Source organism: Paracoccus sp. (in: a-proteobacteria), from assembly GCF_032007265.1.
Classification (GTDB): domain Bacteria; phylum Pseudomonadota; class Alphaproteobacteria; order Rhodobacterales; family Rhodobacteraceae; genus Paracoccus.
The window spans coordinates 33,965-54,548 of the sequence record NZ_DALZMB010000009.1 but is presented as its reverse complement, the minus strand read 5'-3'; the positions used below and the strand labels follow the sequence as shown (position 1 = coordinate 54,548).

20 protein-coding genes are annotated in these 20,584 nt (G+C 58.2%); 13 read left to right on the top strand and 7 right to left on the bottom strand.

Annotated features, from left to right (window positions below; translation table 11 throughout):
- Positions 1-42: 42 nt before the first annotated feature.
- The 3 genes from RTS12_RS03690 to RTS12_RS03680 all read right to left on the bottom strand — a co-directional run bounded on the left by RTS12_RS03690 (position 43) and on the right by RTS12_RS03680 (position 3,679).
- A complete protein-coding gene (locus tag RTS12_RS03690; protein ID WP_312525611.1) occupies positions 43-1,089 on the bottom strand; it encodes a Hint domain-containing protein in 1,047 nt (348 codons plus the stop codon).
- 727 nt (positions 1,090-1,816) lie between these two features.
- Positions 1,817-2,587 carry a Bax inhibitor-1/YccA family protein gene (locus RTS12_RS03685; protein ID WP_312525609.1) on the bottom strand — a complete coding sequence of 257 codons (771 nt, stop codon included), beginning with the start codon at positions 2,585-2,587 and terminating at the stop codon, positions 1,817-1,819.
- A gap of 123 nt (positions 2,588-2,710) precedes the next feature.
- A complete protein-coding gene (locus tag RTS12_RS03680) occupies positions 2,711-3,679 on the bottom strand; it encodes an NADPH:quinone oxidoreductase family protein (RefSeq protein WP_312525606.1) in 969 nt (322 codons plus the stop codon).
- Between the two features lie 185 nt (positions 3,680-3,864).
- Between RTS12_RS03680 and RTS12_RS03675 the strand changes: the two genes are divergently transcribed.
- The 6 genes from RTS12_RS03675 (at position 3,865) to RTS12_RS03650 (ending at position 9,616) form a co-directional block, all read left to right on the top strand.
- Entirely contained in the window at positions 3,865-4,224 is a 360-nt protein-coding gene (locus RTS12_RS03675; RefSeq protein ID WP_312525638.1) for a helix-turn-helix transcriptional regulator, read from the top strand.
- Positions 4,225-4,281: 57 nt separating this feature from the next.
- Positions 4,282-5,067: an inositol monophosphatase family protein gene (locus tag RTS12_RS03670; protein ID WP_312525604.1), complete on the top strand. Its 786-nt coding sequence runs from the start codon at positions 4,282-4,284 to the stop codon at positions 5,065-5,067.
- 102 nt (positions 5,068-5,169) lie between these two features.
- Positions 5,170-6,555, top strand: a complete 1,386-nt coding sequence (gene mgtE, locus RTS12_RS03665) for a magnesium transporter (protein WP_312525602.1) — start codon at positions 5,170-5,172, stop codon at positions 6,553-6,555.
- A complete protein-coding gene (locus RTS12_RS03660) occupies positions 6,552-7,103 on the top strand; it encodes a 5-formyltetrahydrofolate cyclo-ligase (protein ID WP_312525600.1) in 552 nt (183 codons plus the stop codon). The genes mgtE and RTS12_RS03660 overlap by 4 nt, the downstream gene beginning before the upstream one ends.
- 802 nt (positions 7,104-7,905) lie before the next feature.
- Positions 7,906-8,862, top strand: coding sequence for a glycosyltransferase family 2 protein (locus RTS12_RS03655; RefSeq protein WP_312525599.1), 957 nt, complete (start codon positions 7,906-7,908; stop codon positions 8,860-8,862).
- Positions 8,846-9,616, top strand: a complete 771-nt coding sequence (locus tag RTS12_RS03650) for a polysaccharide deacetylase family protein (protein WP_312525596.1) — start codon at positions 8,846-8,848, stop codon at positions 9,614-9,616. Before RTS12_RS03655 ends, RTS12_RS03650 begins: the two co-directional genes overlap by 17 nt.
- Positions 9,617-9,676: 60 nt before the next feature.
- Here the strand turns inward: RTS12_RS03650 and purL are convergent, their stop codons facing one another.
- Together purL and RTS12_RS03640 are read right to left on the bottom strand one after the other, a co-directional pair.
- Positions 9,677-11,848: a phosphoribosylformylglycinamidine synthase subunit PurL gene (gene purL, locus RTS12_RS03645; RefSeq protein WP_312525592.1), complete on the bottom strand. Its 2,172-nt coding sequence runs from the start codon at positions 11,846-11,848 to the stop codon at positions 9,677-9,679.
- A gap of 308 nt (positions 11,849-12,156) precedes the next feature.
- Positions 12,157-13,062 (bottom strand): LysR family transcriptional regulator, encoded by a 906-nt coding sequence (locus RTS12_RS03640; RefSeq protein ID WP_312525589.1) that lies wholly within the window; start codon positions 13,060-13,062, stop codon positions 12,157-12,159.
- A gap of 448 nt (positions 13,063-13,510) precedes the next feature.
- Here RTS12_RS03640 and RTS12_RS03635 point away from each other — a divergent pair, with 448 nt between their 5' ends.
- The 7 genes from RTS12_RS03635 to RTS12_RS03605 all read left to right on the top strand — a co-directional run bounded on the left by RTS12_RS03635 (position 13,511) and on the right by RTS12_RS03605 (position 19,417).
- Positions 13,511-14,323, top strand: a complete 813-nt coding sequence (locus RTS12_RS03635; RefSeq protein ID WP_312525586.1) for an aspartate/glutamate racemase family protein — start codon at positions 13,511-13,513, stop codon at positions 14,321-14,323.
- An 18-nt stretch (positions 14,324-14,341) separates the two neighbouring features.
- Entirely contained in the window at positions 14,342-14,785 is a 444-nt protein-coding gene (gene ccmE, locus RTS12_RS03630) for a cytochrome c maturation protein CcmE (RefSeq protein WP_312525583.1), read from the top strand.
- 124 nt (positions 14,786-14,909) lie between these two features.
- A complete protein-coding gene (locus RTS12_RS03625) occupies positions 14,910-15,521 on the top strand; it encodes a holin-associated N-acetylmuramidase (RefSeq protein WP_312525581.1) in 612 nt (203 codons plus the stop codon).
- Positions 15,512-16,024, top strand: a complete 513-nt coding sequence (locus RTS12_RS03620; RefSeq protein WP_312525579.1) for a holin family protein — start codon at positions 15,512-15,514, stop codon at positions 16,022-16,024. The genes RTS12_RS03625 and RTS12_RS03620 overlap by 10 nt, the downstream gene beginning before the upstream one ends.
- Positions 16,025-16,151: 127 nt before the next feature.
- Positions 16,152-18,122 (top strand): heme lyase CcmF/NrfE family subunit, encoded by a 1,971-nt coding sequence (locus RTS12_RS03615; RefSeq protein WP_312525577.1) that lies wholly within the window; start codon positions 16,152-16,154, stop codon positions 18,120-18,122.
- Between the two features lie 2 nt (positions 18,123-18,124).
- Entirely contained in the window at positions 18,125-18,580 is a 456-nt protein-coding gene (locus RTS12_RS03610) for a cytochrome c-type biogenesis protein (protein WP_312525574.1), read from the top strand.
- A 66-nt stretch (positions 18,581-18,646) separates the two neighbouring features.
- A complete protein-coding gene (locus tag RTS12_RS03605) occupies positions 18,647-19,417 on the top strand; it encodes an enoyl-CoA hydratase-related protein (RefSeq protein ID WP_312525572.1) in 771 nt (256 codons plus the stop codon).
- Here RTS12_RS03605 and RTS12_RS03600 read toward each other — a convergent pair.
- Positions 19,414-20,118: an NUDIX hydrolase gene (locus RTS12_RS03600; protein WP_312525570.1), complete on the bottom strand. Its 705-nt coding sequence runs from the start codon at positions 20,116-20,118 to the stop codon at positions 19,414-19,416. The two genes, RTS12_RS03605 and RTS12_RS03600, sit on opposite strands and share 4 nt — an antisense overlap.
- Positions 20,118-20,549, bottom strand: a complete 432-nt coding sequence (locus RTS12_RS03595) for a DUF983 domain-containing protein (protein ID WP_312525568.1) — start codon at positions 20,547-20,549, stop codon at positions 20,118-20,120. Before RTS12_RS03595 ends, RTS12_RS03600 begins: the two co-directional genes overlap by 1 nt.
- Between the last annotated feature and the right edge of the window lie 35 nt (positions 20,550-20,584).

Sequence of the window (20,584 nt, the reverse complement as noted above, 5' to 3'; positions counted from 1 at the left end):
GGACGGCACGAAGCCGCCCCCCTTACCTGGTTGCCTATCCGCCTATTGCACCAAGGCGCGGCCGTTCTGAAGGTGGCGTACCGCCAGCTTGCGTCCCATCCGCCCCGAGGCCAGATGGCGCGCACCGGCTGGAACGTAGCCCGCCTCACGGTTTTTCAACTCTGGGAACAGGGTAAAGATTTCCTGCGCCACTGCCGGGCCAAGGGCCTTGAGGGCCTCGGGGCCGGTGAACAGCGATTCCGTCTCTGCGCCGTTGGACAGCACAACCTCGTGGCGATCAAAGAGGAAGTGGAAATATTCCACCTCGACCGTTTCGGTCACAATATCGATGCCGGGGATCTGCAAAAGCTGCTTGGCGGCGACCAGCACCTCGTGCGAGCCAAACATCTTGAGTGCGATCTGCGAGCGGACGAGGATGCGGTGCTGCTGAGAGACGATCAGATCCTGTGTCGGCGTGCCATTGCCCAAGGCGCCCGCGCGGATGCGGATCGGCTTCAGCTCTTCGTTGCGCGCCAAAGCATCAGCCCCCAGACGGCGCGAGCCGATCCAGCGGATGGGCTGAAGCCCGTTGTCGCGCGTCCAGACCCGCATGTCTTCGCTTAGATTTTCGACCGCAATCGCGCCGAATTCGGTCTCGATCATGGTGCCGCGCACGAAGCAGGGGAAGCAGTTCTTACGCGGAGTAATGCCGGTTTCGCATGGGTTATAGTTCTTTTCGTTATTCGAAAAGGTCACCGAAACAATCGGATAGGTCAGCATTTCCTGAAGCTCATAATCCGGTGCGCCATCGGGCGGCGGCATCAGGAATGTATTGCCAGCCGAATCCTGCATCACGCGCAGCGTTGATGTGATTTCCTGGATATAGCCATCCGGATGCTGAACGCGGACCGTGCTCAGGAATGCGTCGAAGGCCGTATTGACCGTATAATTCTGTTCGCTGCCACTAAGGTTATGGCTAATGAATTCGGTCGAAGAGTTTTCGCCATCGCTTGGAATAAAGCCGTCACCATTCAAATCATTTAAGGAAATGTTGGTCTGGTTACTATAAAGCGGGTTATCAGTCGATCCAAACGTCTGTCCATGAGTCACGCTAAAAGCGTTATCAGGTCCAACGGTCGCTTTATTAGGATCAAGGTTCGGCAAATTGCCGAGAAAGATCATACGCTCAGCGGTAATAATCGGCGAACCAGTGCCGGCCGACGGCCCGGAGGTAGAGGTCATATCGTTACCCACATTCACAACAGCCCCAACAGGAGGCGATTAAAAGATGAGAATGCGGACGGATATGCGGTGCCAACGCACCAATGACGTTCCCGCCATAACGGACGGGTGCATACTCGTAAACATTACTCAACGACGGGCCAACATGGCGCCGTTAGCCTGATACTTATCAGTCGCTAACTCATTGACAAGGGACTTGTTTCCCAGTGCTGGGAAACAGAATTGCCTGAAATTCAAACGAAAACATTTCGTTTGAATAATGCGCATATATTACAAATGCTTAATTGCACTAGCTCTAAGGGTGCAACCAGCGGCATTCGGAAAAATCTCGCCGAGTCTGACTAAAAGGACAGGCGCCTTGCCTGACGCAAGGTTAAGAAATCTCGCCCAAGAGGAGCTCTGGTATTTGGAATAAACCTTAAGTTTTGCGAAAACGATGCCGTAATGGCGTCTGCGGACTTGCGCGGGGACAAAGAGATTCGCTGGTCAGAGCCTGCCAAAGGCTAATGCGGCCGGGCCAAGAAGGGCAAAGAAAAACCCCGCCAGCTTTGAGCTGGCGGGGTCTGTATCTTAGCTAGACACTTTCGGTCTGAACTTAGTCCCGGTTGCCCATGAATTGCAGCAGGAACATGAACAGGTTCAGGAAATCAAGATACAGCTGCAGCGCACCCATGATCGCGGCTTTACCGATAAAGTCGCTGTCGGAATTTGCCATCTGCAGATAGGTGTTCTTGATGTTTTGCGTATCAAAAGCGGTCAGGCCTGCAAAAATCAGCACACCAATCGCCGAGATCGCAAACTGCATCGCGCTGGATTTCAGGAAGATGTTGACGATCGAGGCGACGATCAGGCCGATCAGGCCCATCATCAGGAACGTCCCCATACCCGACAGGTCACGCTTGGTGGTATAACCCCACAGCGACAGGCCTGCGAAAGCCACGGCAGTCACCAAGAAGGTCTGCACCACCGAGAACGAGGTATAGGCCACGAAAATCCAGCTGATCGAGACGCCCATCACAGCGGCGAAAGCGTAGAAAAGCAGGGTTGCGGCTTGCACCGACAGGCGGTTGAGGGCTGCGCCAAAGGCAAAGACCATAACCAAAGGCGCAAACATCACCACCCATTTCAGCGGCGAAAGGTACAGCGTTGCGCCAAAGTCCGTCAGGAACTTGCCGCCGCCCATACCATATTGGGTCGCAACCGACGACAGCGTCAGTCCCGACATGCCCCAAGCCGTACCAGCGGTCAGCAGCATGCCGACAGCCATCAGGCTATAGACTTTGTTCATATAGGCGCGAAGGCCCTCGTCCACTGCGGCAGAGCGCGTCGCGGTCCCGGCCGTGCGGATCGAATTGTAGTCAGACATGAATGTCTCCCCGGTCAGAATTCGCGGTGCGCCGGGGCGGCTCACCGATCAGGTTAAATATCGGGAATTCGGGGCTCTATTTCAATGCTGCTGTCGCTTAAGATTGAAAGAGTTGGCAAAGTTTCAGATCTGAAGGATGACTTTGCCGATCGAGCGGCGGCTGCGCAGCAAATCATAGGCCTTGTTCAGTTCTGACAGGGGCAGAACCTGGCTGGCAACGGGGGTAATCTGGCCGGATTCAATCATCTGGAAAAGCTGCGTCATACTGTCGCGGAGTACCTCTGGCGCCAGTTTGCGATAGGCGCCCCAGTAAAATCCGTGGATCGCAATGTTCTTGACCAGCGCATGGTTTAGCGGAATTCGCGGCGCCTTGCCCCCTGCAAATCCGATGACCAGAAAACGGCCCAAGGGACGCAAGGCGGCAAATGCGGCCTCGCCCAATGCGTCGCCGACGGGATCATAGACGACGTCGACGCCGCCCAATGCGCGCAGCTTGGCCTTGAGGTCGGGACAGTCGTCGCTGTCGATCAGCTCATGCGCGCCAGCCGCCTTGGCCGCGGCCAACTTGTCCTGTCCGCGCGCCACCGCGATTACCCGCGCGCCCAGAGCGGCACCGATGGCCACCGCAGTCAGCCCGACCCCGCCCGCGGCCCCAAGCACGACCAAAGTTTCCCCTTTTTGCAGATCGGCGCGCTGGGTGAGTGCCAGATGAGAGGTGCCATAGGCGATCTGAAATCCGGCCGCGTCTTGATCGCTCATTGTATTGGGTATGGGCAGGCAGTCATTGGCGTCAAACACACCTGTCTCTGTCATCGTGCCCTGGGCAAAGACCGCCACCCGTGTGCCTTTGGTCAAGCGCGTGCCAGGCCCCGCGGCCAGAATCTCTCCGGCGCCTTCGAGACCCGGAATGAAGGGCAGGGGCGGCGTTTCCTGATATGTCCCGCTCAACATCAGCAAATCGGCGAAATTCAGCGCTGCGGCGCGCATGCGCACCAAAACCTGCCCCTCAGCCGGAGTTCCTGTCGTAATTTCAACGGGCGAGGGGCTTTCTCCTGCGGCTTTCACCATCATGGCTGTCGAGCATTCAGGCATTTTTCCTCCAATTTTTCGCGCATAACGCGCATTAGTGTCTTGGCATCCCCAGCAGGCTTGTACAAAATAGACATAGTTTCTGCTTCTAGAAGGCGGTGATCGGGGAAAAGCGGGGATTACAGGCCGTATTTTGGCCGCAAATCTTTCGAGATCGCCACCTGTTTTGTATGAGTGAGGGTGTTGCTATGAAACATAACGTCGACCTGCATGTCGGGAAACGTATTCGCCACCGGCGCTGGATGATTGGGATGACCCAACAGCAGCTGGCCGAAAAAGTTGGTATCAAGTTTCAGCAAATTCAAAAATATGAAACTGGTATGAACAGGGTGTCTGCGTCGCGCCTTTGGGATATTGCACAATCTGTCGACGTTCCGGTGAGCTTTTTCTTCGAAGGCTTGGGCGAGGATCGCGCACGCGCCGAAATCGAGGGGGATATTCTGGCCGATAAAGAAGCGCTGCAGCTGGTTCGCGCTTATTACGCGATGCCCGAGGCACAGCGCCGCCAGATTTTCGAACTGGCCCGCGTGCTTTCTGACGCGGCCTGACTTCCCACTGTCAAATAGCCGGTCTATGTCTGTCTCTGAAATCATTCGGGGGCAGACATGATCGATACCGACGAGATCATCGCAACGGCGCATTTGCTGGCCGATGCAGCAAGAGTTGAAACGCTTAAGCATTTTCGCTCATCTGCTTTACACCCCGACAATAAGTTGACCACCGGATTTGATCCGGTCACCGAGGCTGACCGCGCCTGCGAGCGTGCCATGCGCGCCATCCTTGCCAAGCGTCGTCCCGATGACGGCATTTTGGGCGAGGAATATGGCAACAGCGCGGGACGCTCGGGGCTGACTTGGGTTCTTGATCCCATTGACGGCACGCGGGCCTATATCTCGGGTGCGGCCAGCTGGGGGGTGTTGATCGCCGTAAGCGATGACAGCGGGCCTATGTATGGGCTGATTGATCAACCCTATATTGGCGAGCGCTTCGAAGGTGGCTTTGGTATCGCCAAACTGCAGGGGCCGCATGGCGCGCAAGCACTGGCCACGCGCAAAAATGTTGCGCTGGCCGAGGCCACCTTGATGTCGACCTATCCCGAGGTCGGTACTGCAGACGAGCTGGCAGCCTTTCGCCGCGTCGCTGATCAGGTGCGGCTGACGCGCTATGGCATGGACTGTTATGCTTATGCGCTTTTGGCTGCGGGACAGATCGATCTGGTGATCGAGGCGGGCTTGCAGCCCTATGATGTCGGCGCGCCGATCGCGGTGGTTCAGGCCGCAGGCGGGGTCGTGAGCGACTGGCAGGGCGGGGCTGCCCATCAGGGTGGCCAAATTCTTGCCGCAGCAAGCCCTGAACTTCACGCCGAGGCTCTTGCGCTTTTGCGAAAGTGACAGCAAAAGGCCGCCCTGCGTTGATTGGCGGCATGGCCCGGATTGGGCCAGTACTGGGTAAGGCGCCACGACAACGGTCTGCTCGAGCGAGAGGAATATCACATGAACCAAATCCGCGAGGCTGAGACCGCAGTACAGGACGAAGACGTTCAGCCCCTGCAAGAGGCTATCGACAATATCGACCAGGCAATCGACACGGGCGATGCTGCCATGCTGGACCAGCTGCTTGAGCCGCTGCATCCCGCCGATATTGCAGATCTGATCGAACAGCTGACCCCATCGCGGCGCCGGGCTTTTCTGGCGCTTTATTCCGGCGAGATCGACGGCGAAATCCTGTCCGAGATCGACGAATCCATCCGCGACGAAGTTGTCGAGGCCTTGCCCCATGCGGTTCTGGCCGAGGCTGTGCGCGAAATGGACAGCGACGACGTCGTTGACCTGCTTGAAGATCTAGAGCGCCCCGAGCAGCAGGCGCTTTTGGCCGAGTTGGACGAATCTGATCGCGCCGCGGTCGAGCAGTCGCTGAATTATCCCGAACATTCCGCCGGCCGTTTGATGCAATCCGAGGTGGTGACCGCACCCGAGCATTGGACCGTTGGCGATGCGATTGCCTTTCTTCGGACCGAAGAATGGCTGCCTGACCAGTTTTATCATGTGGTCTTGGTTGATCCGCGTCGCCATCCCACAGGTTATGTCACGCTTGGCAAGATCTTGTCCTCTCGGCCGCAGGTGCTTTTGCGCGACATCACCGAGGATAGCTTTCGCACCATCTCGGCACTGCAGGATGAAGGCGAGGTCGCCTATGCCTTCAACAAATATCACCTGATCTCATCTCCGGTGGTCGATGAGGATGACCGTTTGGTCGGCATGATCACCATCGATGACGCCATGTCGGTTCTGGATGAAGAGCACGAGGAAGACTTTCTGCGCATGGCCCGGGTTGCTGACGACAGCCACGTCTCGGACGGTGCATTTCAAACCGCGCGTCAGCGCCTGCCGTGGCTGGTGATCAACCTCTTTACGGCATCGATCTCGGCTTTCGTGATCTCGCAATTCGAGGCAACCCTAAGCGCGCTGGTCATTCTGGCGGCCTTGATGCCGATTGTCGCCTCGACCGGCGGCATTGCGGGGACCCAATCCCTGGCGGTTGCCGTGCGCGCGCTTGCCACGCGAGAGCTGACATCGGCCAACGCAAGACGGGTGATCTTGCGGGAATTGCTGGCGGGTCTGCTCAATGGGCTGGGGCTTGCGCTTATTCTATGCCTCGCAGCGACCTTTGTTCTGGGAAGTCCGCTGATCGGTGTGGTGCTGGGTACGGCGATGGTTGCCAATCAGATCGTGGCGGCGATGGGGGGCGTATTGGTGCCCCTGACGCTAAGCAGGTTCGGGCTGGACCCGGCGCTGGCATCGGGGACGTTTGTGACGACCATGACAGATGTGATGGGCTTTTTCGCCTTCCTGGGGCTGGCCTCGTGGATCTTGCTATGAGCAGCTCAGAGACGGATAAATCTGCGCTGCGCCGCCAGGCCTTGGCCGCCCGCGCACAGGGCGGTAATGCGGCCGCGCTGACGCGTCATCTTATGCAGGTGCTGGCGCCTTGCGAAGGCCAGATTTTGGCGGGCTATTGGCCCATACGTGACGAGGCCGACCCGCGAGAGGCCATGCGTGAACATTCGGGGGCTTTGTGCTTGCCAGTCGTTCTTGGCCCCGCTCAGCCCTTGATCTTTCGCAAATGGGAGGGCGGTGAGGCCGGACTGGTCGCGGGAAGCTTTGGTACCTGTCACCCGGACCCCGTGATGGAGGAGCTGGTCCCACAGGTCCTGCTGGTGCCACTTGCGGGGTTTGACCGTGCGGGTAATCGCCTGGGCTATGGTGGTGGATTTTACGACCGCACCCTTGAAGGGTTGCGCCGCAACGGGCCGGTTCTGGCCATCGGATGCGCATTTTCCGTTCAGGAACTTCCCCTTATTCCGGTCGAAGCAACGGATCAGCCGCTGGATATCATCGTCACTGATGACGCCATCCTGACCCTTTGAGCCCAGGATCGCATCAGGAATGGAATTCCTGAAGGTGAGGGTGGGGAAAAAGCTTGCAACATGGGCTTTCTCGCGTAATTTGTGGAAGTAGGTATTTTAGACACAAAAGGTTGTGTGGTTTAGGCAATGCTGCCCCATTTTGGTAGCCATGTCGTGCCGAGTGCAATGTCGAGGCAAGTGGTATTGGCTTGCGCAGCAGGATCGGTGGTGTCGTGATTGGGTATTTTTCTGATGAAGATATTCAGAGCCAATCGTGTCTGAGATGAAAAACGTGATCGGGTGTCGCATAGCGCGGGGCGAGGGCGCCCTTGATGCATCGATTTGACCTGATCTGTAGCAGGTAAGATCAGCCGCGTTCCGGTGAGAATGCGGTAAAACCTAGAGAGCAGAGCGCGCATAAGACGCGTGACTTAGGGCTTGTTTGCCGAATGTGGCGACAGGCCCTTTTCTTTTGGCGCTCGCCTCCGCAGGGGCATCTGATGCGTCAACGGCTTTTAGGCGTGATCGATTTCATCTAAAATCACGTCGGCGTGATTCCGCTCGTTGGTTCGGGGGCGATAACATTGGTTTCGTGCTATGGGTGAATTGACCGATCACATCGTCGCATCATCATGCATTATTATGCATATTGACATGATGTAATTAATTGAAATTGAATTAAAAGTATTTTTTGACCGGTTCTCCTGTCAGGTGAATCAAGCAAAAAATGCTTGGCGGCGTAACTTCGCTCATGCAGAGTTGAGATGCGGCCTAGCTTTTAAATTCTGTGGTTTTGCCGTGCTGGTGGGAAGGGGTTGCGGCGATGATCCAGTGCCAGTCTTTCACTGCTGAAACATCGATTGCTCAGAACATTTCCGGTCTGGACATATGTATTCCAGTTTTTCGCCATGATCCCACGGGATTGATCCTGGATCTGGCGCGGCAACACGGGGCCGATCATTCCACATTGCTGATTTATGATGATGGCTCTGGGGATTGCGCATTGACCGCAAGGATCATGGCCGCGCTCGAGGCCTTTCCAGGGCAAAGCCGCTTGATCACGGCGTCCGCAAATCATGGAAGATCTGCTGCGCGCAATGCTTTGATCGCAGCCTCTAGCGCGGCGTGGTTGCTGTTTTTGGACGCAGACATGGCGATTGGGTGCGATCAGTTCCTGCTGGCCTATTGCGCGGCAGCGGCGCAGCAAAACGGGCCTTGCTGTATCGTGGGCGGATTTGATGTGAACAGAAGCTCGGCCTCGGCGGCGACACGGCTGCATCTTTTGCAGTCTTGCCGATCCGAATGTCTGACCGCGGCGCGACGTAATGCCGATCCTGGGCGCTTTGTCTTTACGTCGAATATCTTTCTTCACCGCAGCATTTGCACGGAAATCCCTTTTGACAGTGGCTTTCATGGCTGGGGCTGGGAGGATGTGGAATGGGGGCTGACGATCATGCGGCGTTACCCGATCTTGCACATCGACAATGTGGCAATCCATCTGGGGCTGGATCCTGATCGGGATCTGTTACGAAAATACGAGGGCTCTGGGCCGAATTTCATGCTGCTTTTGGCGCGCCATCCCGATAGCGTCAAAAAGATGCAGATTTACCGGATAGCGAATCTAGCCTCGCATATGCCGATGTTGGGGGCTTGGACCTGGCTGAGCCGTCAGATGGTTCTGACCGCTGCGCCGGTCTTGCCAGCCGCGCTTCGGCTTTATGCGCTTAAGGTCTTTCGTGCCTTGATCTATGCCCGAGAGTTGCATGCACAAAGCCATTGATCTGGAGGGGATAGAGCCCGGCTGGCGTGGCAGACTGCGGCGCAGGTGGAGCAGATTTTGCCGGGCAGAGCGGCTGGGTCTCTTGCCCGAAGGCTTTCATCTGTCGATCAGCTTTGACGATGTGCCCGATAGCGCGGCGACCATCGGCAAAGAGGTGCTGGATCACTTTGGCTGTCGCGCCAGCTGGTATGTGGCGACGGGTCTTTTAGGGGCGGTTGGGCCAAGCGGGCAGGTGCTAGATGGTCCGCGCCTGCGCGAGCTTGACCAAGAGGGGCACGAGATTGCCCTTCACGGCCATCGCCATGCCAATATGGCCATGATGCCCTGGCCCGATGTTAAGGCCGATTTGGCGCGCAACCGGGATATTCTGGCGCAGATCATGGGCCAGCCTGCCAGCCCGCATCTGGCCTATCCCTATGGCGAGGCGCGCTGTGGCCTGAAGGCGCGGCTGCGCGGTGAAGTGTTGAGCGCGCGCGGAATCGCGCCCCAAATCAATCTGCCAACAAGCGATCGGATGCAGCTTTGCGCCTTCGACTTGCGGCTTGAAACGGGACGGATCGAGCGCGCCATTGCCGCGATGCAGCGGGCTGCGCTGACAGGGGGCTGGGTCATCCTGTTCAGCCATGATGTGCGCCCCGATCCCAGCGCCTATGGCATCACCCCCGACGTCCTGCATGATCTTTTGTCGGTTGCGCGCGAGCTTGGGGCGGTGATCCGTCCCGTTGGCGAGGTTTTCGCCCAGATAAAGCGCTAGATCACGCAAAAAGGCGCCAGAAATTTTCTGGCGCCTTTTCGGGATGTGATGCTGACGAAATCAGGCCAGATTAAGGCCGATACGATCAGCAAAGGCACTGCGATAAAGGGTCGAGAGGCCCGACATCGCTTCTTTCTCATCGCCGAATGCCAGATCTTTGCCGCCGAATGTGCCGATTTGGGCGGCGGGAACGCCTGCCTGGTGCGCGGCCTCTAGCAGGGCCGGGGCCGATTGCGCGGTGCAAGCGACCAGATAGCGTGCCTGATCTTCGCCATAAAGCGTGGCAATATCAGCGTGCGTCAGCGTCACACCCAGATCAGCGCCTTCGGCCATTTCAAAAGCAGCCAGTGCCATGCCGCCGTCCGACAGGTCGGAGACCGCCGAAAAGGCGCTGCGGTTGGCCAGAATGAACGCACCATTGGCCCGCTCAGCGCTAAGATCGACATGGGGCGCGTCGCCTGCTTCGATGCCAAAGGCTTCGGCCGCCAGGGCGGATTGGCCAAGATGGCCCAGGGTCTGGCCGATGACGATTGCCACATCACCTTCTTGCGGAAGGCCCGAGATGATCTGATCCAGCGAAGCGATCAGGCCGACCCCGCCGATGGTTGGGGTTGGCAGGATGCCTTTGCCGTCGGTCTCGTTGTAAAGCGAGACGTTGCCCGACACGATGGGGAAATCAAGCGCAAGGCAGGCCTCGCCAATCCCTTTGATGGCACCGACCAGCTGGCCCATGATCTCGGGCTTTTCGGGGTTGCCGAAGTTCAGGTTGTCGGTCGCGGCCAGCGGGGTTGCGCCCGCAGCGACCAGATTGCGCCAAGCCTCGGCAACGGCTTGTTTGCCGCCCTCGAATGGGTTGGCTTTGACATAGCGCGGGGTCACGTCGCTGGTAAAGGCCAGCGCTTTTTGCGTTCCGTGCACGCGCACGACGCCCGCGCCAATTCCCGGACGACGGATCGTATCGGCGCCGACCTGGGTGTCATATTGCTCCCAGACCCAGGATTTATGCGCATAGTTGGGCGAGCCGATCAGCGCTTTGAGCGCCGCGATCGGGGAGATGGCAGGCAAATCAGGCATGGCGCCGGCTGGCGCTGTCTCGACCCAGGGGCGGTCATATTCCGGGGCGCTGGACGACAGCTTGGACAGCGGCAGATCCGCCATGATCTCATTGCCATGCTGGATCAGGAACCGATCCTCGGCGATGGTTTCCCCTACGATGGCGAAATCGAGATCCCATTTTTCAAAAATCGCGCGTGCCTCGGCCTCTTTTTCGGGCTTAAGAACCATCAGCATGCGTTCCTGGGATTCGGACAGCATCATTTCATAGGCGGTCATATTGGTTTCGCGCTGCGGCACGTGATCCAGGATCAGCTTGATGCCCAGACCGCCCTTGTCGCCCATCTCGACCGCCGAACAGGTCAGACCGGCTGCACCCATATCCTGGATCGAAATAACGCTATCCGTCGCCATCAGCTCGAGGCAGGCCTCAAGCAGGCATTTCTCGGTGAAGGGGGCGCCAACTTGCACGGTCGGCCGCTTTTCTTCGATCGTGTCGTCAAACTCGGCCGAGGCCATGGTCGCGCCGCCCACACCATCGCGGCCGGTTTTTGCACCCAGATAGACCACCGGCATGCCGACGCCCGAGGCTGCCGAATAAAAGATCTTGTCGCTATCGGCCAAACCTGCGGCGAAAGCATTCACCAGGCAGTTGCCATCATAGCTGGCATGAAAGCGAACCTCGCCACCGACATTGGGCACGCCGAAAGCATTGCCATAAGCGCCGATGCCCTCGACCACGCCTTTGACCAGATGTGCGGTCTTGGCATGTTCGGGACGGCCAAAGCTCAGGGCGTCCATCGCCGCAATCGGTCTTGCACCCATGGTAAAGACATCGCGCAAGATCCCGCCAACGCCGGTCGCTGCACCTTGGTGCGGCTCGATATAAGAGGGGTGGTTGTGGCTTTCCATTTTGAAAACCACCGCCTGGCCATCGCCAATATCAACCACGCCGGCATTCTCGCCGGGGCCACAGATCACTTGCGGGCCAGTGGTCGGCAAAGTGCGCAGCCACTTTTTCGACGATTTATACGAGCAATGCTCGTTCCACATCGCCGAGAAAATACCAAGCTCCGTGAAGGTCGGCTCGCGACCGATAATGTCAAGGATGCGCTGATATTCATCGGGCTTGAGGCCATGCGCGGCGATCAGTTCCTCGGTGATCAGTGGTTCGGTCATCGTGATGCCCCTTTGCCCGGAATTTAACGGCCTTTTAAGCGTCAGACTGCCATTAGGAAAGGGCAGAGAACGTGAGGGGGCAAGGAATGTCGCGATTTTGCGATCCGACTTTGACGCAAGGATGCGATTGGGCAAAAAAAAGCCGGGCACAAGGCCCGGCCTAAGTCCAACAGGGAGGTGAAGTTGATGAGAGTTGCCTCAAATCATCCCCTTCGCAGCCTGAGATATGGGCAGGATGCGAAGGGTTCAAGGTCCAACTGGGCAAGAACTGACATGGCAGTTATGCGCTCAGCGAATAACGCCGCTTTTTAGTTGGATTCAGCCTCTGATTGACCCTTTTTCATCGCCTGAATTTCCTCAAGGACGAAGTCGCGGAAGGCCGAAACCCGGCGCGATGTGCGCAGCTCTTCTGGGAATGCAAGAAAAACGGGCACTTCGGTCGATTCCAGGTCAGGAAGCACCCGCACCAGATCGGGAATATCAGCCGCAACATAATCTGGCAGGATGCCGATACCGACATGGCTGGAAACAGCCTGCAACACGCCAAAGTAGCTGTTGATCAGCAGTGTCGAGGGCGAGTTCTGGCTAAGCAGCATCTTGGCCAAGACCGCACCCGAACTGACCTGAGGGGTCTGGGGGTCTTGGCAAATGATACGGTGCTTGGATAGATCCTCGAGGCGGCGTGGCGTGCCTGCCTTCTCTAGATAGTCCCGGGTCGCGTAAAGCCGCATCCGGATATTCAGCAGCCGACGGCGAATAAGATCCTGTTGGTTCGGCTCTTTCATGCGGATGGCGACATCCGCCTCGCGCATGGGCAGGTCAAGCACGCGCTCTTCAAGGATCAGATCAATCTTCAGATCGGGATAGCGATCGTAAAGTTTGGCCAGACGCGGCACCAGCCAAAGCGTGCCGAAACCGGTGGTCGTGGTCAGCTTCAGCTCGCCATAGACATGTTCCTCGCTGTCGCGAATGCGCGCCGAGGTCGTGTCTAGTTTGCGCACCATGGCCATCGTGGCCTCAAACAGCAGCTCACCTTGCTCTGTCAGGATCAGCCCGCGCGCATGGCGGTGAAAAAGGGTGGTGCCAAGGGAATCTTCCAAAGCGCGGATTTGGCGGCTGACTGCAGATTGCGACAGATGAAGGGTTTCGCCTGCATGCGTCAGGCTGCCCGCATCCGCGACAGCGTGAAATATTCTAAGCTTGTCCCAATCCATCAAAATTGCTTTCGTGTGCTATCTGCTATGCGTCCAGCGCAACCCTTAGCATAGTGATAGCTTGGCACAAGATAGGGTATTTAGCCGTTATCACGGATTTCTGGGTCAAGCGGAGTTACCTATCTGAATTTGTCGGGAATTTCAACGCGCGGTTGCGGCAAGGCTGCCGGGGTTGGTCCTAATTAAGTCAATGTAATCAATGTAAAATTATCCAAAAGCCATCGCGAAAGGCTGGAAAATACGGTTTTGATGCGCCGCTGGGGCAAAGGCGCTGCTCGCAGGAATGTGACGCAAATTTTCTATCTTGAGCCCGGCCATATCTCTATTTTGCGCCATGTCTCGCGGGCGCTTGGCATGACATTGTGCCCAAGTGACGCAGGAGCAGCCAAAATCATGGCGTTTTGGCTGATTTCGCCGTAAACCAAGCCCTCAGCACGGGAGATGACGGATGGCAGTAGGCGTATTTGATTCGGGGCTTGGTGGCCTGACGGTTCATGAGGCCATTGCCGCGCGAATGCCTGACCTTCCCTTGGTTTATTATGGCGATAATGCCAATGCGCCTTACGGGGTGCGCGATGCCGATGACATCTATCAATTGACCTGCAAAGGCGTCGAGCGGCTGTGGGATGAGGGCTGCGATCTGGTTATTCTGGCGTGCAACACCGCCAGCGCCGCCGCCTTGCGGCGCATGCAAGAAAATTGGTTGCCCGCAGATAAGCGTGTGCTGGGCGTATTCGTGCCGCTGATTGAATCCTTGACTGAACGACAGTGGGGCGACAACTCGCCCCCGCGCCAGGTCAGCGTTCAGCATGTTGCGCTGTTTGCCACCCCGGCGACCGTTGCCAGCCGCGCCTTTCAGCGCGAGCTTGCCTTTCGCGCCATAGGTGTCGACGTCGAGGCCCAACCCTGCGCGGGTGTGGTTGACGCGATCGAGCAGGGCGATGAACTTTTGGCCGAGGCCTTGGTCACCAGCCATGTCGAGGCTCTGAAGCGCCGTATGCCCCATCCCGAGGCTGCGATTTTGGGATGCACGCATTATCCCCTTATGCAGGCCGCATTCCAAAAAGCATTGGGCGATGGGGTGCGCGTCTATTCACAAGCCAATCTTGTCGCCGAAAGCCTTGAGGATTATCTCAAGCGCAGACCCGAATTTCAGGGCGCCGGCCAGCAGTCGCGCTATCTGACCACCGGGGATCCCGTTCGGGTTTCGGGCAAAGCAACGCAGTTTCTGCGTCACAGTATCACATTCGAAAGTGCCTAAGGAAAGTCTGTCAATCACATGAAAAGCCTAAAGAAAAAAAGACGTATACAGGTTTTGATTGCGGCCGCATTCGCCTTGATTTTGGCGGTAGGCCTGATTGGCTATGGCTTTCGTGATGGCATCAACCTTTATCGCTCGCCCGCGCAGCTTGCTGAAATGCCCCCCAAGGCTGGCGAGGTTTTCCGGCTGGGTGGCTTGGTCGAGAAGGGCAGCCTTGTGCGCGGAATGGGAGAGACCATTCAATTCAGCGTCACCGATGGAGGCGCAACCGTACCCGTCCGCTTCACCGGCGTTTTGCCCGACCTCTTTGGTGAGGGAGAGGGCATGATCGCCACCGGCAGCATGGAAGGTGACACTTTTGTCGCCCGCGAAATCCTGGCGAAGCACGACGAAAATTACATGCCCAAAGAGGTCATCGACTCGCTGAAAGCACAGGGCGTGTACGAGGCACCCAGCAGCTAAGAAGCTGAGCGGTCGCCCCTTTGCATCTGACCTCAAATGCCTGGCCCCGCGCAACGTGCGCGGGGTTAATCGTTGGTTAACCCGTTTTCCTCAGCCTGAGCCATGCTGTGCAAGAGGAAACGATATGCCAACAGTTTCAGAAATAGCGGCCCAGATCGTGCGTCGCGAGGGGGGCTTTGTCGATGATCCCCAGGATCCGGGCGGTGCGACCAAATACGGCGTCACTTTGGCGACCATGCGTCGACTGGGTCTGGATCTGACGCGCGACGGCAAGGTCGATGTCGCCGATGTGAAATTGCTGACGCGCGCTCAGGCCGAAACCATCTTTGTCGAACATTACTTTCGCAAACCGGGTCTGGCTGAGCTGCCAGAAACGCTGCAGGCCAGCGTTTTCGACATGTATGTCAACGCGGGCGCGAATGCCGTCAAAATACTGCAGCGTCTGGTCACGCGGATGGGATTTGCGACCAAGGATGATGGTTTGATCGGTCCCCATACTCTTGGCGCGGTCAAACAGGCCGCTGCCGCCGCGCCGCGACATCTTGCGGATGCCTACGGCATTGAGCGGCGAAATTATTACTATTCTTTGGCCGATGCGCGCCCGGCCAGCCGGAAATACGCGCGCAGCTCGACGGGCGAAAAGGGCGGCTGGATCAAGCGCGCCGAAGAATTCATCGCGCCAAAATATCATCTCAGCACGGCAGAGCATCGAATGAGGATTGCAAAATGGGCGTGATTGACCGCTTTATCGGTATGGGCTCCACAGCCAGCGCCGTTTCCTCGGCGGCAAGCAATCTCGCCGAGGTCTTTACCCAGAATGCGACCCGCCGCATGGAGCTGGATGAAGAGGCCTATGCCCGCGCGATAACCCAGTTCGGGGTCGAGTTCACCACCCAAAGGGCAGGGATATTTGATAGCTTTGTCAACGGATTAAATCGACTTCCTCGACCGGTGATGACGCTTGGTACCTTGGGGCTTTTCGTCTATGCCATGGTCGAGCCCGCGGGATTTGGCCTGAGGATGGAGGGGCTGGCCCTGGTTCCCGAGCCCTTGTGGTGGTTGTTTGGGGCCGTGATCAGCTTTTATTTTGGCGCGCGCGAGGCGCATCATTTCAGGCAGGTCGTACGCCTGCGGCCACAAGCAAAGGATAAGGGATCGCAAACGGTTGCCTTGCCCGATCAGCCCCGCGAGGATGCCTTTAGCGACAATGCCGCGTTGCGAGATTGGGCTGCATCGTAAGTTAACCGCATAATTTTACCATTTCGCGGGTTGGCTCGTGACGAGGCTGTGACATTCTGGCCTCATGCAAGGGCTGGCCCGCGCGCGCGGCTAGGGTTATCTTCCGGCAAGAACTCCGGAGACAGCCATGATCGCCGAAATCGGCCATTTCGCCCTAATTCTCGCATTTGCGGTATCCCTTTTCCAGATGATCATACCGCTTGTCGGCGCGTCAAAAGGCTGGACACCCTGGATCGAATCCGCACGACCCGCGGCCATTGCCCAATTTGGCTTGGTCGCGATTTCATTTGTTGCTTTGACAGTTGCCTTTGTCACCTCGGATTTTTCGCTGAAGCTTGTCTATGAAAACTCTCATACGACCAAGCCGATGCTTTATAAAATCTCGGGGGTTTGGGGCAATCACGAGGGCTCGATGCTGCTTTGGGTCATGATCCTGGCCCTGTTCGGTGCAGCAGCCGCCAGCTTTGACCCGAACCTTCCGCCCAAGCTGCGCGCCCGCGCCTTGGCGGTGCAGGGCTCGATTGGGGCGGCCTTTTACGCCTTCATCCTGTTCACCTCGAACCCGTTTTTGCGCTTTGTGAACCCGCCCTTCAACGGACGCGACCTTAACCCTTTGCTGCAGGACCCGGGCTTGGCCTTCCACCCGCCGTTTCTGTATCTGGGCTATGTCGGGCTGAGCATGGCGTTCAGCTTTGCGGTTGCGGCGCTGATTGAAGGGCGCGTTGACGCGGCTTGGGCGCGCTGGGTGCGTCCATGGACCCTAAGTGCATGGATGTTCCTGACCATCGGTATCGCACTTGGGTCATGGTGGGCCTATTACGAGCTGGGCTGGGGCGGCTTCTGGTTCTGGGACCCGGTCGAAAACGCCAGTTTCATGCCCTGGCTGCTTGCTGGTGCGCTGCTTCATTCGGCCATTGTCGTCGAAAAACGCGAATCTTTGAAAAGCTGGACCATCCTTTTGGCGATTATGGCCTTTGGCTTTTCGCTGATCGGGACCTTCATCGTGCGTTCGGGCGTCATTACCTCGGTGCACAGCTTTGCCAATGACCCCAAGCGCGGCGTCTTTATTCTGGGCATTCTCGCGCTCTTTGTCGGGGGGGCTTTGACCCTTTATGCGGCGCGCGCGACCGCGATGCAGGCCAAAGGCGTCTTTGCCCCGGTCTCGCGAGAGGGGGCGTTGATTGCCAATAACATCCTGCTGGCAGTTTCGGCCTTTGTCGTTTTCATCGGCACGGTTTGGCCCCTGATCGCCGAGATGGCTTGGGACAGCAAACTGTCCGTCGGCACGCCTTTCTTTGAGAAAGCCTTTACGCCCTTCATGGTTGTGCTGGCCCTCATTCTGCCGATCGGGGCCATCTTGCCATGGAAGCGCGGCAAGCTGGGTAAGGCGCTGCATTCCCTGCGTGGGGCGGTCGTGTTTGCCTTTGCCATCGCCGCATTGGTTTTCGCAGTTTCCACCGGCAAATCGGCACTGGCCGTGATCGGTGCTGGGCTTGGTAGCTGGCTGATCGCGGGCGCGGTGGTCGATCTTTGGCAGCGCACCGGCAACTCCGGCTTCTCGCGCCTGCTGCGACTGCCACGCGCGGATTGGGGCAAGGCCATTGCTCATGGCGGCCTTGGTGTCACCTTTATCGGTGTCAGCCTGTTGATGGCCTGGCAGGTCGAGGATATTCGCGTGGCCCAGATCGGCCAGCCCTTCAAGGTTGCTGAATACGAGATCACGCTGGACGCGGTGAACCAAGTCGAGGGGCCGAATTATACCTCGACGCTGGCCACGATGCATGTCGATCGCGATGGCAAGCGGGTGACCGTCTTGCATCCCGAAAAGCGCGTCTATCCGGTGCAGGCCATGCCGACCACCGAGGCCGCGATCCAGAATGGCGTGTTCCGTGACATCTATCTGGTGATCGGTGACGCCCAGGCGGGTGGGGGCTGGGCGGTGCGCAGCTATATCAAACCCTTTGCCAGCTGGATCTGGTTGGGTGCAGCATTGATGGCGCTGGGTGGGCTGATCTCGTTGACGGATCGGCGCTACCGGGTGGCTGCCGGCGCGACCAGCAATTCGCGCCGCCTTGCGCGCGCAACTCCGGCGGAATGATCATGCGGTATTTGCTGTTATGCCTTGCATTGATTTTTGCCGCACCAGCGCTGGCGGTTCAGCCTGACGAGGTGCTGCCTGATGCTGCACTTGAGGCCCGGGCGCGCGAGATCTCTAAGCTGCTGCGCTGCCCGGTTTGTCAGGGCGAGAACATTGACGAATCCAATGCGCCCATCAGCCGCGACCTGCGTCTTTACCTGCGCGAGCGGCTGGTGGCAGGTGACAGCGATCAGCAGACGCTGACCGCGATCACCGACCGCTTTGGCGAGTTCGTCCTCTTCCAGCCGCCCGCTCGTGGCTGGAACTGGCTTTTGTGGCTTGCTGGTCCGATCATGGCACTGCTTGCCCTGCTGATCGGCTGGCGCTTTCTGAAAAGCCGCGCCCGTGACGATCAAGCCCCCCAAGCGCTTAGCGAGGGCGAAAAGGCCCAGCTTGACCGGATCATGCGCGAGCCGTGAACGGGATTGCGCTTTTCCTCGCATGCAAAAGGCGACAAGCTGACCGCATGCGAGGAAGAGGGCGTCATGAGCTATCAAACCATTGATTATTCCCAAAGCGACGGCGTCGCGGTCATTACGCTTGATCGCCCCGATGTGATGAACGCGCTCAATGCCCGAATGCGCGGGGAAATCACCCAGGCGATGACGGGGCTGGGCTCTGACGTGCGCTGCGCCGTGATCACGGGGCGAGGGCGGGCATTTTGCTCGGGGCAGGATCTGGCTGACGCAAGCCAACCCGTTGATCTGGAAAAGATCCTGCGTGACGAATACGAGCCGATGTTGTGGTCGATCCGCCAAGCGCCCGTCCCGGTGATTGCCGCCGTGAACGGCATGGCGGCAGGCGCCGGGGCTAGCCTTGCACTGGCGGCCGATGTGGTGATTGCCGCGCAATCCGCGGCCTTTATGCAGGCCTTTACCCGTATTGGTTTGATGCCGGATGCAGGCGGCACCTATGCTTTGCCGCGTAGCGTGGGGCTGGCCCGAGCCGCAGGAATGATGCTTTTTGCGGATAAGATCAGTGCCGATCAAGCCGCCGATTGGGGCATGATCTGGGAGGCCGTTCCGGATGCAGAGTTCGACGGCGCGGTCATGGCCCGGGCAATGACGCTGGCTCAGGGGCCAACTCAGGCGTTTTTGGCCGTGCGAGAAGCATTGGCCGCGTCGGCCAGCAATGATTTGCAACAGCAATTGGAACTTGAGGCGCGCCTGCAAGGGGCCTTGGGCAAAAGTCGCGACTTTTCCGAAGGCGTTTCGGCATTTATCGAAAAGCGACCTGCGCGTTTTACCGGCAATTAGGTGATATGAGCAAAGCGGGGCTGGTCGGTGCGATTGTCGAAAAAGGGCACGCGCGCCGGGTCGACAAGCGGAGCATTTGCACAGTCCTGAAGAAGCTGAGCCAGCTCTGCCAGCACGATTTCGGTGATGAAGGGCAGATCGAGCTTGCGCGCCTGATCGATGGGAACCCAGTGCAGGTGGGATAGCTCGTCCCCGGCTGCGGAAAAATCGGTGATGTCACCGTGCAGGCGGTTGGCATCCAGCAGCAGAAACCGGGCGTCAAAGCGACGGCAAAGACGCGGCGGGGTGATGGCGCGAAAGAAATAAATCAGGCCCGAAGGATCCGGTGCAAGACCCGCCGCGCCATATTTGGGCCATGTCGGCGGCGGCGTGCCGGGGCGACCAGCGATCAGGCCGGTCTCTTCGACCAGCTCTCGCAGGGCGGCGGCCGCAATGGCGCAGGGCGCGGTGGGCACATCATTGCGCGGCTCCATCATCAGCCGGTCGTGGCTTTGGGCAGAAAGCTGACCGCCCAACAGAACCCCAGTATCCTCGGGATCGACGGCGCCGCCCGGGAATACATATTTTGATGGCATGAAGGCGGCCGATTTTCCGCGTTGGCCCATCAGGATCGATGGGCCATCTTTGGCCTGTCGGTTCACAACCAGAATGGATGCGGCATCACGAATGGGCGTGGCCGCCTTCTGGGAGGCAGGTTGCATCAATGTGCCGAGGCAGCAGCCGTATGCCCGTGGACAGAGGCATCCTGATCAAAGCCGTGCATGCGCCGTGCCCATTGCATGCCAACGAACCCACCCTTGATCCGCGGCAGCAGCAAAAGCGAGGACACCACCGCACCTAGTGAAAAAGTCCACAGCAGCGTCAAGGGCGAGGGCCGATAGGCCAGATACATCAACATGAAAATTGGCGTGCCAAGGTGCGAAACCAACAGGATCGTCAGATAGGCCGGCCCGTCATCTGCACGCTGGTGGTGCAGTTCTTCGCTGCAATGGGGGCAGCTATCATTCACCTTCAGGTACCGGCTGAACAACTTGCCCTGACCGCAAGAGGGGCAGCGGCCCAGGAAACCACGCAGCAAAGCCGGTTTCCACGGACGATCAGAAGTTTTCTCGTTGGTATCGATCTGTGCCATTGCGCGACATCCTTGCATTGCCAGTCTCAGAGATA